The sequence below is a fragment of the Paraburkholderia terricola genome, from assembly GCF_003330825.1.
Lineage (GTDB): Bacteria > Pseudomonadota > Gammaproteobacteria > Burkholderiales > Burkholderiaceae > Paraburkholderia > Paraburkholderia terricola.
This window is the reverse complement of sequence record NZ_CP024941.1, coordinates 637,976-653,169: the sequence shown is the minus strand read 5'-3', so window position 1 is coordinate 653,169 and position 15,194 is coordinate 637,976. Positions and strand designations below refer to the sequence as shown.

Annotated in this window: 11 protein-coding genes; 7 read left to right on the top strand and 4 right to left on the bottom strand. The window is 65.1% G+C overall.

The window, feature by feature from the left end; translation table 11 throughout:
- Positions 1–29: 29 nt before the first annotated feature.
- On the bottom strand, positions 30–1,013 hold the full coding sequence (locus CUJ90_RS02880; RefSeq protein WP_073428147.1) for a GlxA family transcriptional regulator: 984 nt from the start codon (positions 1,011–1,013) through the stop codon (positions 30–32).
- 795 nt (positions 1,014–1,808) lie between these two features.
- Between CUJ90_RS02880 and CUJ90_RS02875 the strand changes: the two genes are divergently transcribed.
- The 4 genes from CUJ90_RS02875 to CUJ90_RS02865 all read left to right on the top strand — a co-directional run bounded on the left by CUJ90_RS02875 (position 1,809) and on the right by CUJ90_RS02865 (position 7,462).
- On the top strand, positions 1,809–4,184 hold the full coding sequence (locus CUJ90_RS02875) for a hypothetical protein (RefSeq protein WP_090518720.1): 2,376 nt from the start codon (positions 1,809–1,811) through the stop codon (positions 4,182–4,184).
- 112 nt (positions 4,185–4,296) lie between these two features.
- Entirely contained in the window at positions 4,297–4,446 is a 150-nt protein-coding gene (locus tag CUJ90_RS32785; protein ID WP_167363273.1) for a hypothetical protein, read from the top strand.
- Between the two features lie 63 nt (positions 4,447–4,509).
- Positions 4,510–4,962: a GDP-mannose mannosyl hydrolase gene (locus CUJ90_RS02870; RefSeq protein WP_073428148.1), complete on the top strand. Its 453-nt coding sequence runs from the start codon at positions 4,510–4,512 to the stop codon at positions 4,960–4,962.
- A gap of 109 nt (positions 4,963–5,071) precedes the next feature.
- A complete protein-coding gene (locus tag CUJ90_RS02865; RefSeq protein WP_073428149.1) occupies positions 5,072–7,462 on the top strand; it encodes a PIG-L family deacetylase in 2,391 nt (796 codons plus the stop codon).
- A 25-nt stretch (positions 7,463–7,487) separates the two neighbouring features.
- Here the strand turns inward: CUJ90_RS02865 and CUJ90_RS02860 are convergent, their stop codons facing one another.
- A complete protein-coding gene (locus CUJ90_RS02860; protein ID WP_083084500.1) occupies positions 7,488–8,573 on the bottom strand; it encodes a glycosyltransferase family 4 protein in 1,086 nt (361 codons plus the stop codon).
- An 842-nt stretch (positions 8,574–9,415) separates the two neighbouring features.
- Here CUJ90_RS02860 and CUJ90_RS02855 point away from each other — a divergent pair.
- The 3 genes from CUJ90_RS02855 (at position 9,416) to CUJ90_RS02845 (ending at position 13,608) form a co-directional block, all read left to right on the top strand.
- Complete coding sequence (locus CUJ90_RS02855; RefSeq protein ID WP_114161936.1) at positions 9,416–11,341, top strand: hypothetical protein; 1,926 nt, start codon at positions 9,416–9,418, stop codon at positions 11,339–11,341.
- 529 nt (positions 11,342–11,870) lie between these two features.
- Entirely contained in the window at positions 11,871–12,530 is a 660-nt protein-coding gene (locus CUJ90_RS02850; protein WP_114161935.1) for a LysE family translocator, read from the top strand.
- A gap of 289 nt (positions 12,531–12,819) precedes the next feature.
- On the top strand, positions 12,820–13,608 hold the full coding sequence (locus tag CUJ90_RS02845; RefSeq protein WP_114161934.1) for a sulfite exporter TauE/SafE family protein: 789 nt from the start codon (positions 12,820–12,822) through the stop codon (positions 13,606–13,608).
- Positions 13,609–13,709: 101 nt separating this feature from the next.
- Here CUJ90_RS02845 and CUJ90_RS02840 read toward each other — a convergent pair whose 3' ends face one another.
- Both CUJ90_RS02840 and CUJ90_RS02835 read right to left on the bottom strand, forming a co-directional pair.
- The gene (locus CUJ90_RS02840) at positions 13,710–13,958 is read right to left on the bottom strand and encodes a hypothetical protein (RefSeq protein WP_073428154.1); all 249 of its coding nucleotides are present in this window, start codon (positions 13,956–13,958) and stop codon (positions 13,710–13,712) included.
- 357 nt (positions 13,959–14,315) lie between these two features.
- The gene (locus tag CUJ90_RS02835; RefSeq protein WP_073428155.1) at positions 14,316–14,669 is read right to left on the bottom strand and encodes a BON domain-containing protein; all 354 of its coding nucleotides are present in this window, start codon (positions 14,667–14,669) and stop codon (positions 14,316–14,318) included.
- Between the last annotated feature and the right edge of the window lie 525 nt (positions 14,670–15,194).

Here is a 15,194-nt window from a genome sequence, read left to right as displayed (position 1 = left end):
GCGCGGCCTTCCAGTTGGCCCCGTCTGCGTTATTCGCCGACCATGCGCCGGCTTTGAATGCGGAATTCGGTGGGAGAAATTCTCATCCGCTTGCGGAACACCTTCGCGAGCCGGTCACCGTTGCCCATGCCCGTGCGCCGGGCAATCTTGTCGACGGGCAATTCGGATTCGGTCAACAGGCTGCACGTCACCGCAAGGCGTTCGTGCAACAGAAAGCTCGAGGGCGTGATGCCCATTTCCATCTTGAAGCGGCGCAGGAAGTTGCGTTCGCTCATCGCGGCGAACTGCGCCGCGTCGGCGATCGAAATCGCCTGCTGGCAGTTTTCCTGCAGCCAGCGCGCCGCCGCGCGCACCTTGTCGCCTGGGCTCAGGCCGCCGTCCTCGCCGAGCAACGGCGCGAGGTTCGAGCAGGAATCGGCGAGCAGCCGTTCTGCCACCGTGCGGGCGGTCGCGCTGCCGAGATCGCGCTTGATCATGGCGAGCGCGCTTCTCATCGATTCGAGCCGGTCGCCCGCGTCGGCACTCGGTTCGGACTGGCGCGGCGGGATCGGCTGCGCGCGGAATTCGGCGCTCTCCTTGCCGTCCGGCACGTAGGCCGCCTCGAGCAGCGCGCGGCCTTCCGCGATCGGGCGGATCATGCCGGTGTTGCGCCGAATGCGACGCAGCCACGCGATCAGCCGCTCGTCGCCGGCCGCGGCCGCCGCGCCCTTGCCGCCCGCCACGTAGAGCGCGTCGAAGCCGCCGTAGTGGCGCGCATCGAGTCCGTCTGTCCAGACCCGCAACGCGGACGAGGAAGTCACCATGCCGCCGTCGGCGGACAGGAAAGAAACGTCGTAGGTCCAACCGCCGGTGCCGGACGAAGCCAGTTCGTTCGCTGCCTGGAAAACCTCGGCAACGACGCCGGCGCCCTGCAACGAGCAGTCGTTGAACATCAATATCGCGATGCGCCGCATACCCTTGTTCGGAGCGTGCACCCAACGCAGCATTGCAGACTCGAGACTCGCGCAGGTCATAGTCATCCTCTCACCAGAAAACGGATCTACTTTCACCCTGGACGGCCACGGAGCGGCCGCCTGTGCGGCGCATCATGGCCACCGCCAATCCAGCATTTAATCGCCATGTCTGAAAGGAGAGACAGGCTGGCGTATCGAACAGGCGGCCAGTCAGTCGATTTCGGATCAATCTTTCCGCCCACCTGTTTTTCATTGAATTAATTGCCGATTCAACATATGAATCGATTTGCAGTTTGCGAATCTTAATGCAAACAGAAAAGCCATTTAGTACGCCAGCACACACACGGCAGCTACTCGAAACGTGGAAGTTGCTAATCGTTCAGCCCGCTATTTCGTTCGTTGCGGGTGATTGTTCCCGGCCCGGCGGTCGTGGCAAGCATGATTTGCCTATCCGTGCGGGATTTTCTGCAAGCGGCGCCGCTTCGGCTTTGTTCCGACGATACAATCCGGGACAGACAATTAGCAAAGCGAGTCTCTAATATAAGCAATTCCCGGCGCGGCAAGATTAATTAATTTGTTGTAATTGGAACTGAAGAATATAAACAAGTCGATTAATGTTTCAGACGTGAAACACGGTAATAAGACAACCTGAGCCCGCTGTGCAATAGACGGGGCAATGGCGGATGCCGTCGGCTGAAGGCCGGTCGAATTCCGCCAGGGGATTGCGGAAATACGCTATGCGATTTCCGCAACAGTTTGCGATACCGGGGCGAGGCAAGGCGGCTCCGGCCTGGTGAACTAGCAGTTGGGCGACGCATCGTCGCGAGCAACTGCAGCAAAAGACGCGGGAAACATATGTCGAATCCATGCGAACATCGCGCGCCGCGCACGCGCATCGGCGGGTCGGTCGAGCGCGGGCCCATGCGGCGCGTCGCCATCGCGGCGGCGGTCTTGTTCGTGCTCGGGCTCGCCGCCGTTCGGGGCGGCGCGGCCGGTGCGGACCAGCAGGCCACGAGCCGTGCCGAGATCGCCGTCGACGGCGCAAAGTGGACACCGTGCGCGGCGGAATACGGCACCTGTCGTTTCAGCGGCACGCGCGACGTGCTGTATGGCACGGTCGAACAGCATGTCGTCAAGGCGTTCACGAACAGCGCCGAATGCAACAACGGCGTGTTCGGCGATCCGGCGCCGGGTGTGGAGAAGCGCTGCATGGTTGCGGCCGGCGCGGCTGGGGCGGCGAAGGGCGATGCCAAGGCCAAGGCCAATGCCAAGGCCAATGCCAATGCCAATGCCAATGCCAATGCCGCGGCGAGCGTGGCGTCGGCGGCGATCGCCACGGCGAATGACGCATCGCTCAAAACGCAATCGGCGCAATCAGCGCAATCGGCGGCTGCGTCCAATGAATTAAAGGCGCCGCCCGGCCAAGGGCTGCGTTGCGCCGCGCCGTCGTCGCAAGCTCGCGCGGCCGCGAACGGCGATCTGCTCGAAGCCGACACGCCAGGCGACGGCACGCGCCTTTTCACGGCCGGCCAACCGTTCGCGCTCGTCTTCACCACGCGCCCGACGCAAGGCGACACGCTCGACTGGCAGATACGCGATAGCTGGAACGCCGTGCGCGCGAGCGGACGCTTCAGCGTCGCGGCGGGCTCGACCTCCTCCACGCTCAGTTGCGCGTCGAGCGTGGCCGGGTACTTCGCCGTCTCCGCCTCGCTGGAACGCGCCCAGGGCCAGCTCGAATCGCGCGGCACGCGGCCTGCGGGCATCGCCACTTTCGGCGTGCTGCCCGACACGTCGGCCGCATTACCCGCCGTGCGCTTTCCGTACCAGGATCTGCATCGATTCGGCGGACAGGGAACCGCGTATCTCGCGCCGGGGCAACACTGCTGCGACGGCGACGGCTATCGGCCGGTGTACACCGCGCTCGGGCTTGCGTGGGCCAACGACAACCGCAACTGGTACATGGAAGAGCCGAAACAACCCGGCACCTTCGATCCCGCCGCGAAGCCGCTCACGCCCTTCTTCAAGGGCGGCGACATCATGCGCCTGATCCAGCTCGACGGTATTCCGCAGTGGGCGAGCCCGAACGGCAAGCAAACGCACAGCTATGCGCCGACCTCGCTCGCGCAGATGAAGGACTACATGGCGAAGGTCGGCGCCGAGTCGAACCGCGTTCGCACGACCTGGTTCCCCAAACAGCGCGACAACTACTATCAGGTGACGTGGGAGCCGGACGCGGACGGCGGGCTGCCGTGGCGCGACACCGACGCCAATTTCGTCGCGATGTACAAGGCCGTGTGGGAAGGCATCCATCAGACCGATCCGCGCGCGGTGGTGATGGGCCCGACCTATTCGTCGGTGCAGGGCAACGTGACGTGGATGCGCCGACTCGGCCCGCTCGGCATCGGCCGCTACATGGACGGCATGACCGTGCACGGCTATTACGACATCGGCACGACGCCGTCGCATCCGCCCGAGCGCGTCGTCGACACCGGCAATCAAGGCACCGTGCCGGGCGCGCTGCCCGCCTCGATGCGGGCGCTGCGCCACGAACTCCGTCAGTACCTGAAACCCGGCGCGCCGCTCTTCGTGACCGAAACCGGCATCAGCTACGACATCGGCGAGTCGTATGGCAAGCACTATCCGGGCGCGAACGTGCTGTACGCGCAAGCCGCGGTCGTCGCGCGCACGCATCTGATCCTGCTCGGCGAAGGCGCGGACATGACCTATGTGTTCTATCTCGCGGACATGCCGGACGCCGCGCCCGGCTACGGCATTTTCTTCGAGCTCGATCATCCGAAGGGCGCCTATGGTCCGTCCAACATCAGTCCGAAGCCGGCCGCACTCGCGGTGGCGGCGATGACGCGCATCGTCGACGGAACCAGCACGCTCGGACCGCTCAAAGGGTTGCCGAAAGGCGTCCATGCCTATGCGTTCCTCCGGCTCGGCGGCGGCAAGATCGTGACCGCGCTATGGACGCACGACAACGCCAGGTGGAACGCGAGAACAGGCTTCGACGCGAGCCGCGGCGCGGACTATCGGCTGCGGGTCGACGCGCCGGGCAGTGCCGGCGAAGTGACCGCGTTCGACATGATGGGCAACGCCACGCGCGTGCCGTACCGCGACGGCGTGGCGAACCTGAAGCTGTCGCCGGCGCCGCTCTACGTGGTCTCCGGCAACGCCGACGTGTTCAAGGACGCGGTCACGACGCCGGAAGGCTATGTCGCACGCTAGCGGCGCGAGCTGGCGATACTTCGGCGTCAGGCGACAGTCCCCGCGGGTGCTGGCGCACAGAGAGTCCGTGCGCGGGCGGTTAGCATGAAAATCAACACGCTGGAGCCGAAACATGAGCGGCCTTGCATGGACGATGCTGGTGCTGGCGGCGATGATCGGCGCGTTTCTCTTCGCGACGATCGGCGCCGTCGCGCTGGTGCTGCTGCTGGCGAACGTTTCAGGCCGCCTCGCCCGGCACGACGACGACCGTCGCGATCCGTAGCGGATTCGCGACCACCACGGCGCACGCTGAAATGAAAACGACACACGCCTCACTGGAGATGACATGCTGACGGGGATCGACTTCCTGGACGTGGTCCGCCTAACGCCTCTGGTCTCGATCGACCTGATCGTCAGGGACGCCGACGGGCGCGTGCTGATCGGGCATCGCCGCAACCGCCCCGCGCGCGGCACCTGGTTCGTGCCCGGCGGGCGCATTCTCAAGGACGAGACCCTCGACGCGGCGTTCGCGCGCGTCGCCGAAGCCGAACTGGGCATCGGCAGCCTGGCGCGTTCCAGCGCGCGCTTCGAGGGCGTCTACGAACATCACTACCACGACAACTTCGCCGACGAGCCGGACGTGTCGACCCACTACATCGTGCTCGCTTACTCGCTGACGTTCAGCAGCGCCGTGCCGATCGGCCGGCCCGATCAGCACAGCGGCTATCTCTGGCTCGCGCCGTCGGACCTGCTCGCGCGCGTGGATGTTCACGAGAACACCAAGGCCTATTTCCGCTAGCACGGCATTCTGCGCGGCGGCAGCGAATGCGAGTCCACTGCGAGTTCGGCAACGTGGCGGGCCAGGCCCCTACAGTAAGATCGAGCCCACCGTCAGGACTCGAATCATCATGCGATTATCGGCAACCCGGTTCGTTCGCGATTCATTCACCGCCTTGCTCGCGCTTCTCGCGCTTCTATTGCTCGCCGTCCTCCCGGTTGCCGCGCGCGCGGCCGATTGCAGCCCCGGCACGCTGATCACGGTGGTCGCGCATCTCGATGACGATCTGCTCTTCGTGGACCCCGCCATCAGCGAGCGTCTCGACGCCGGCTGGTGCATCACCACCGTTCATCTGATCGGCGGAGCCAACGGCGCGGACTTCGCCTATGTGCAGACCCGCGAGCGCGCCTCGCGGCTCGCGTATGCACGCATGGCCGGCGTGCGCGACGAATGGCTCGAATCCACTATCGCGATTGCCGGCAAGCTCGTGCATCAGATGGTGTTGAAGGACAAGCCGCAAGTCCGCCTGCTCGAATTCCGCTTGCCGGGCGGCGGCGTGCGCGGCGGGCGCGAGCCGCTCGGCTTGCTGTGGGAACAGCACGCCACGCTGTCGACCTATCCGATGAACGCGGACGGCTCCGCGCGCGTGAAGTACGACCGCGACTCGCTTTCGGCGACGCTGCAAGCGATCCTCGCGCCGGCGTCGGAGATCTTCACGCTGAATCCCGATACCGTGCCGTTCATCGAGCATCCCGACCACATCTACGCCGCGCGCATCACGCGCCATGTCGCGCAGACGCTCGGCAAGAGCGTGCCGATCGAATATCACGTCACCTACCCTACCGGCGGCTGGCCCGGCAATCTTCCCGCCGCCGAAGTGCAACGCAAGCGCGACATCGTCGCCAGCTACTTTTCGATCGACGGCGGCGAGTCCTCGCATGTGTTCGGCGAGTTTCAATGGGACGGCAACTGGATTGCGCGCCGCTATGCGTTTGCCGATCGCAGCGATCGGCGCGCGGCGGATTTTCAGTCCCGTCCCGTGCAGCTATTCAATGCGGCGGCGAGCCGTTGCCTGAGTTCCGCGGGCGCGGGCCATGCGCCGACGCTGGCCGCGTGCGACGGCTCGGCCGCGCAGCAATGGCGATGGGAGCCGCTGACGGTTTATCCCGGCAACACGCGCAACGCCGCGCTCGTCAGCGTGCTCACTTCGCAATGCATCGCCGAGCGCGACGGGTATCTGGTCTCCGAAACCTGCGATCAATGGGACATGGCGCAGCGCTGGACGCCGTGGGACTTCGGCCTCGTCTACACGCCGCAACGGCATTGCCTCGGCGAGAACGCCGGCGAACTCGTCATGCGCGGCTGCACCGCGCTCACCACCCGCTTTCGATGGGCCGCCACGCAACGCACGCAGGCGAACGACGCGCGGCTCGCCACCGCCATGTACGGCGACCTCGCGGGCAGCGGCGAGCAAGCGGCGGTGTATGTTCAACGGCAGCCCCACGGACCGGGATTCAACGTGTATGCCGTGGCGCTGGCGAAGGCGTCGCGCCCCGCGCTCTGGTATGCCAGCGCCGTGCCTTTCGATCCCCGCGCGCTCTCGCCGAGTTGCGCGAACGACAAGCTGTGCTTCGACAGCGCGCGCTTCCTGCTCGGCGATTTCGACGGCGACGGCAAGGCGGATTTGATGGTCGTCACCGCGCGTCAAGCGGGCACCGCTTTCTGGTTGCTGCGGAGCACCGGGGCGCGCTTCGAGGCGCCCCGTCTCTGGCTGCAAACCAGCAGCGCGTTCAAGCCCGAACTCACGCAGCAATATGTGGCGGCGGACTTCACGGGAACGGGGCGAGCCGGCGTGCTGATCGCGCAGAAGCGCGCCGATAGCGGGCTCGATCTATGGGTGGCGTCGTCCGCGGGATCTTCCGGCTCCGCACCGGCGCTTTGGGCGCAAGCCAGAAACCTGCGGCAAAACGCCAACTTTGTGCCGCTCAAGATGGCAGGATCGCGCGCGTCACTCGTCGCGGTGGAGAACGTCGACGGGCGGCTCGCACTCACCCCAATCGCCAACGACGGCGCGCGTCTGACGCTCGGCGAGCGCAAACCATTGCCGCCTCGTTTCTCCCCGGACTTCGTGAAAGTAACGGCAGGCGCGACACAGGGCAAAGACAGCCATGCGCTGATTCTGCTGACACCGCACCTCGACGGTAGCAACGGCGACGCCATGATCGACATCGCCACGATGAATCCGCACGACGCGACGAGCACGCCGATTCAGGCGGCGACATTGAGCGGCATGTCGTGGTCGGATGTTTTCCCGGCATTCGTGCGCGAGAACGGCCATGCGGCGCTCGTGCTGTATCGGAGAGTCGATGCGACGCTTGGAGATTTTTATTTCACGGGCGGCTCAGCGGCGCTGTCGCGCTACGCGGTGACGGAGGATTTCGCGTTGGGCGCCGCGCAGGAACTCGGCGAACTGCCCGGGCTTTTTTCGGAGACAGTGCGAATCGACCGGCTCGCGCGGTAGCGAAAGCCGGTCGTTCGGATTCGACTCAGGCCGACACGTGCAGCGGATGAACGAACTTGCGCGCGATCGTCATGTAGCGATCCGCGGTGTCGTGCAGCGTATAGCCCGCGAGTTGCCGTTTCGCTCGCGGCATGTCGAGCGCATTCAGCAACGCGCGACCGTAGGCTTCGCAATCCGTCGTATCGACGAGGCTGACGCCGGCGAATCCGCTCGCAAAACCGAACGACGGAATCCGGCTCGCGACAACCGGAATGCCCGACGCGAGCGCCTCCAGAAAACCGATGCTCTGCGCCTCGAAGCGCGACGGCATCGCGAACACACGCGAGGCGCCGAGAATCGCCGCGACATCGGTTCGCGGGCCGCATACCGTCACCTTGCTCTCCAGCCCGAGCCGAGTCACGAGCGACAACACCGCCTCGTGATAGGCGGGGTCTTCCACGACACCGCACAACAGCAGCCGCGCGTCGGGCTCGCTTTGCACCACGCGTTCGAACGCGCGAACGGTATCGAGCTGGCTCTTGCCCTCGATATAGCGGCCCAACTGAACGATCTGCTTCGCGGGCGCCGCGAGACCCGGCGCGGGTGCGTCGTCGTGCTCGGCGAACTGAGAGGCGTCCACGCCGTTCGGAATCACGACCAAAGACGGATGCGTGCCGATTTCGCGCAGATAGTCGTCGATATTTTGTTGCGACACGCCGATGATCGCCCTCGCCCGGCGCGACAACAGACGTTCCGCTCGCTTGAGCGCGCCGTTTTCGAAATCGTTGACGCCGGAATGCATCACCCATGCGATGGGCGTATGCACAGGCAGCAGCCGCACATACAACGCGGCGAGCGTGGCGTGAGCCACGATGAAGTCGGGCCGAAACTGGCGCACCACACGATATAGATGCAGCAGTTTGCCCACTCTGCCGTGGCGAGCCCGAGGAAACAGACACGTGACGCCGGCGGCCTGAAGCTCCGCACGAATGCCGGCGAAATCGTCCTGTTGCGGAAGCAGCGAAGCCACACAAACTTCATGGCCGGCGCGCTGATGGTGAATGGCGAGACCTTTGACGAGTACTTCTGCCCCGGACAACCGCGGTGCGTGAACCAATTGAAGAATTCTCACGATTTATCTCTCTGGATAACCGCCTTTTTTGCGCAGCGGATGGACACGCCGAAGCCCTGCACCGGCCCTCACTGACTTCGGCATCCATTCTTGTGTGTATTTGGCGCCTTTCTTCGAAAGGCGACCGTCTCCGAGAACAGCGACAGTTCCGCTGCGAAGTCACTGTCGCCCGGACAAGTTACACCCAAGGCCCAGCGCTTTTACGCCAACTCCAAGATTCGATCGGCTGCGCAATGAGCGCCAGCGCCCATTTCGCGGGTGATTGCCGCCGGAGTGGATAGTTAGGTATCCGGCTCGGCTATTCGCATGCCCAATTTTCATTGGCGGATAAAGACGGTTTTCAACAGATATTGCCTTTCATCCGATCGATGCAAATAGTGCTGATTGAATGTTCATACGTTACGAGTCGTTACTTCTTTTAAGCAGACTAATGCGTATCGTGGCGGTCGATTCTTCCCATTCGTGCGTTTAATCACAGACAGAAGGAAAGAACTTCATCCGCTGAAAGTGAATGAGGCGAAGTACTCCAGCGCTCATCGCGCTATTCCTCTGAGCAACGAGTCTTTTCGTCGTACCTCCTGATCGTCGGATTCCGCCAGATTCATTTCGTTTGAAAAGCCGTTTCGTATGACGTGAGGTTCTCCGAAAGACGCGCTTTTTGACCGACGACCCGGGAAGACCATCACGTTCGCGCAATTGAATCGTTGCGCAACCAGGACTGCCAGTGCCGACGCTTCGCGCGCCGCGCCGGCTCGCAAATGACCGCGACGTTCGCTCCGTCTCCCCACGCGCCTCGCGCGAAGAGCCGGACGGGTGTCCACCAACGCATGGCTGACAGATCGATGAAACCTCGCTTACTCCTCCTCTCCACGCTTTCCCTCGCGCTCGCCGCATGCGGCGGCGGTAGCGGCGACAGTGCCAGCGGCGCCGCGGCCACGCAGGCGAATGGCACCAACGGCACCAGCGGCAGCACGAGCAGCGGCTCGACCGCGCTGAACGCCGCGGGCAAATCCACCGCGAAGCTGAGTTGCGCGTCGCCGGTCACGTCGGCGGGCTCGGGCAGCGCGACGATCGCCGCGGATACGCCCAGCGCGGACGGCACGCGCATCTTCGCCCAAGGCGCCGCTTTCCAGCTTGCCTTCACCACCAACGCGCCGAGCGCGGACACGCTGAACTGGGCCGTCACGGACACGCTCGGCAAGGTCGCGGCAAGCGGCAGCACGGGCGTGGCGAGCGGCCAGAAAACCATCACGTTCAATTGCACGTCGACGCTGGCCGGCTATTTCGCGGCGACCGGCACGCTCGCGCAAAACGGCGGGCAGTTGCCGCAAGCCGGCACGCGTCCGGTCGGCATTGCGACCTTCGGCGTGACGCCGAATCTTTCCGGCATCGTTCCCATCGTCACCTATGCGCGCCAGGAGCAGCACCGTTTCGGCATGCAGGGCGCGAACGGCAACGGTCCGCTGCTTGCCGCCCTGGGCATTTCGTCGACCATCGACGATCGCCAGCTCTCGACGATGGAGCCGAACGGTCCGAACACGTTCAACCCGTCGGCCGGCAACCTCGACGCGTTCTACAAGTCCGGCAACGTGATGCGCCTGATCCGTCTCGATGGGATTCCCGCGTGGGCGAGCAGCACCGGCGCGTTCCAGGACGACACGCGACTGCCGACCGACCTGTCGTACTACCAGAGCTACATGGGCCGCGTCGGCACCGAGTCGAACGCGATTCGCGCGGCGTACTTCCCGAGCCAGTCGGCGAACTACTATCAGGTGACGTGGGAGCCGAACCAGATGTGGACCGACACCGACGCGAACTTCGTCGCGTTGTACAAGGCGGTCCACGAGGGCATTCACTCGACCGATCCGCACGCCGTGGTGATGGGTCCGACCGATGCGTTCCCGAGCCTGACCACGACGCGCCTGAAGCGCCTCGCGTCGCTCGGCTTCGGTCAGTACATCGACGCGGTGGCCACGCACGGCTACTACGACGCGGGCACCTCGCCGTCGCATCCGCCCGAGCGCTACGACGCCGATCCCGCCACCGCCGACGGTTCGCTGCGCGGCCAGATGCGCAATCTGCGCGCGGAAATGGCCAGCGACTATCGCCCGGGCATGAAGCTGTTCTCGACGGAAGCCGGCATCAGCTACGACCTCGGCAGCGCGTATGGCCCGAACTATCCGAGCGCGAACGTGCTGTACGCGCAAGCCGCGGTGGCCGCGCGCATGCACATCATCACGCTCGGCGAAGGCGCGGATCAGACCTACGTGTTCTATGGCGCGGATTATCCGAACGAGGTCGGCTACGGCACGTTCTTCGATCTCGCCGATGCGCAGGGCGCATTCGGCGCGTCGAACATCAGCCCGAAGCCGGTCGCGATGGCGATCAGCGCGATGACGCATACGCTCGACGGCACCACCACGCTCGGCCCCGTGAACGGCACGCCGACCGGCGTCTACGCCTATGCGTTCCAGCAAGTGGGCAACGGCGCGGTGATCACCGCCTTATGGGCGCACAACAACAGCGTCTGGAACGCGAGCGCGGGTTTCAGCTCGACCTATAGCGTGTCGTACAGCTTCACCGTGGACGCGCCGGGCACGAGCGGCACCGTGAAGGTGGTCGACATGATGGGCAATGCGACGAGCGCGAACTACAGCAACGGCGTGCTCACGCTGAACCTGACCGAATCGCCGGTGTATGTCGTGTCGAACAATGCGTCGGTCGCGAAGGCCAACGCAACGGTTCCGGTGGGGTACGTCGGGATTTAACCCCGCGCTTCGCTTCAGCGGACGCAAAAACGTCAGCCGGCTCCAGGGCCGGCTGACGTTTTTTCCGGGGTCGCGCACGCGGGGCGGTGAACGCATCGGCGAAAAGGCAAAAACCCCGGCACACACGACAAAATCAGCGCACACTACCTAATTGCTTCCACGTGGAGCGAAAATAAGCCAATTGGGAGTCCATCATGGCAAAAGGTCAAATGCGTAGTAACCGGGAAGTCAAGAAACCGAAGCAACCGAAGAAACCCCAACCCGCCACGTCGCCTTCGGGCGCGCCGCCGATCCGCGTGGCGCCTAGCACGTCGGCCACTCAGAAGAAACACTAAAAAGCGCAAGCCCGCCCCGCAGGGCGGGCTCTCGCCGTCAGCCGTCAGCCGGCATCTGCTTCCACTTTCAGTTCCATTTTGCGTTCGTCGACCAGGGACGCAGCTTCGCTCACAATGGCGCACGCGCCCGCACTCCGGCGCGAACCGCGGCCGAAGCACGGCAAATCAGAACAACCAGGCAGGAAGGATTGCCCATGTCCACCACCAGTCTTTTTCTCACCGCCGCGGGCGTCGGCCTCGCGATTGCAGCGCCGGTCGGCCCGATGGGCATGCTGTGCATCCGCCGCACGCTGACCGGCGGTCCGCGCGCGGGGCTTGCGATCGGCTTCGGCATCGCGACCGGCGATGCGGTCTACGGCTTGATCGCGGCGCTCGGCCTCGTCGGCATCTCGCAGTTCATGCTCGCCTATGACCGGCCTCTGCATCTGCTCGCGGGTCTCTTTCTGCTTTATCTCGGCGTACGCACGTTGCTGCAAAAATCCCCCGTCGACGCGACGAACGGCAACGGCGAGAGCAGCAACGGCGGCACCGGCCAGCTCGCGCAGATCGGCCGCGCCGGCGCGCTGCGCGCCTATGCGAGTTCGTTGCTGCTCACGCTGACCAATCCGCAAACCGTCATCATGTTCGCCGCGCTGTTCACCACGCTCGCGCCGCGCGGCGCGTTTTCATCGAGCATCGCGCTCACCACGGTGGGCGGCGTGTTTTGCGGCTCGATCGCGTGGTGGTGTTTCCTCGTGACCGTGGTGTCGTTCGCGCGCCATGCGATCGGCAGCAAGCTGCGCGTCGCGATCGACAAGGCGGTCGGGCTCACGCTCGCGGCCTTCGGCATCGTCGAGATTCGCCGCGCGCTTTGAGCGGAGCGCGTGCGGATGCGCCGCCGACGTTAGCGGCGCAAGACGACGCGCCATCGCGCTCCTTGCACGCCTCGTGCGAGTCCGGCATGGGCCGTGACGGCGCTTCGTACAGACACCCGGCATAGCCGTCACGGTGTTTCCACACGCAAGCGCGGCGGTTTTGCGACAATAGCGCCTTTCGCCGCGCCGCGGCGGGCCTTCCGCCGGCATCCGCCGAGCGTGCAAGGCATGCACGCGCCGGCCTTGGCGCCTAACTGTCCAACCCACCCGACCGTCCGCGGTCCGCTCAATGGCTCTTCCCCATATCGATCTGCTGTACTCCGTCTCCGGCCTGTTCGTCGGCTTTCTGGTCGGACTGACGGGCGTCGGCGGCGGCTCGCTGATGACGCCGATCCTCGTTCTGCTGTTCAACGTGCATCCGGCCACCGCGGTCGGCACCGACTTGCTGTACGCGTCCGCCACCAAGGCGACCGGCACGCTGGTGCACGGCCTGAAAGGCTCGATCGACTGGCAGGTCACGCTGCGCCTCGCGGCCGGCAGCGTACCCGCCGCCACGCTCACGCTGATCCTGCTGCATCGTTATGGCATGGATACGCCGGGCGCGAGCCGGCTGATCCAGATCGTGCTCGGCGTGGCGCTGCTGATCACGGCGGTGGCGCTGGTGTTCCGTCCGCAACTCGCGGCGCTCGGCGCGCTCCGCCAGCGCACACCCACCCAGGGGCGCACCCTCGTCCTCACGATGGTGACGGGCGCGGTGCTCGGCGTGCTGGTGTCGCTGACTTCGGTGGGCGCGGGGGCCATCGGCGTGACGGTGTTGCTGCTGCTGTATCCGTTGCTGCCGACCACGCGCATCGTCGGCTCCGACATCGCGCATGCGGTGCCGCTCACGCTGCTGGCGGGCACGGGCCATTGGCTGCTGGGTTCGGTCGACTGGTCGATGCTGCTCTCGCTGCTGGTGGGCTCACTGCCGGGCATCGCGATCGGCAGCTACCTGTCGGCGCGCGCGCCGGATGCGCTGCTGCGCAATCTGCTCGCCGCCACGCTGACGCTGGTCGGCGTGCGGCTCGTGCTGGCTTGATGGTCGATGCGGCCGGCGGGATAGCGCGCCTCATCTACTGATGTTGCGAGCGCACCAAAGCACAGTCGATACGACTGCCCCTGCCGGCAGCGCGGCTACGGCTACTTGAAGAACCTGCAGTTCAGATCGGCCTCGAACTGCCGGATCCATTGACCATGACGGTCGTGATAGGACTGCGCCCAACCGCCGCGCCGCACCGTGATGAGTCGCTCGTGCGCGGCATCGGCCGGGTCCATGCAGACGCTGATGTCGAAGTGCGCCGGCGCAAAACCGTGCCGGGCGCACACCAGTTCGAAAGCCGCCCGATCGCCGATCGGCAAATCGGTGTAGCGCAAAAGCGTGGATTCCATGGCGTTGACTCCGGTTCCCATCCATCACACTACGCTTCAAGCCGCGTCAATTGTGTGTCATAGCGTACGGACGACGGCGGCGACGCCCGCTCGCGGCGGCCGCGATTCATGCCGTGTGACCCATCATCACCGCTTCAAAAATCCGCGCGGGAAAATAAAAAAGGCCCCGGCATTTTTCGCCGGAGCCCTGGTCTTGCCGCGCATCACGCTGGCGCACGACGGGATGAAACCGCGTGCGCGGCAGCCGATACACACATGCCGCATACGACGCCAGCGCGGTTCAAGCCCGCACGAATGCGGCTGTCATCGCGCCCGCTCGATGCTCCCGCGTGATGCTCGCGCGCCGACGCGGCCCGCTTACTGCTGCATGACGTTCAGCTTGTTCGATACCGACGTCACGCCGGGGACGCTCTTGGCGGCTTCGCCGGCGGCGTCGATCTGGCCTTGGTCGGGCACCGAGCCCGTCAGCGTCACGGCGCCGCCGCGAGCACGCACGGAGATGCTCGACACGTCGACGCCTTGCACCTTGCCAATCGCGGCGCGCACCTTGCGGCCGAGCTGGCTATTCGCCTTCTTGGTGGACTTGGCGCTGGCAGCCGGTGCCGCGGTCGTGCCGGTTGCCGATGCATCGCTTGCCTGAGCGTACACGTTGCACGCCACCACCATCGCCACCACCGAGCCCAGCGTTTTCAGAAAACCGACCGATTTCATAGCTCTCTTCTCCTTAGCTTCACATTGGACCGCCTATACAAGCGGCTTCGTTACGACTACCGGCGACCGTTCGCGCGGCGCGACAAGGCGCGGCGACGGCCGACTGAGGCGGCGACACGGTGTGCGAGAGGCGAGAGAGGCCGGCTGCCATTACCGCATGCGACGGCTGCATGCGATGCGGCACGGGCGCCGGCAAGCCGCGAAGTCCGCCGACGCGCCCGGTTCTTGTGTGTCGTGCCGGGTCGCGCCGCGCAAACGTGTGTTCGCGGCAGCGAACGACAATTTAATCCAGGCGGGCAAGAAGCGCAAAGGGTTTAGTCATGCGCGAGACGCGCGGCGGGTGCGGCTCGCGGGCCGATTGTCCGTCGATTCAGCCTCGCTTACCCACGATTCGAGCAATCGTTCACGCGGCATTCATGCGCCGTACATGCGCCATTCACGTTTTGTTACGGGTTTCTCGGCGGCATCGACGCCGCGCTTTTCGCCGCCGCATGAATCTCGGGTACCATCGGGCGCGTCGCGCGC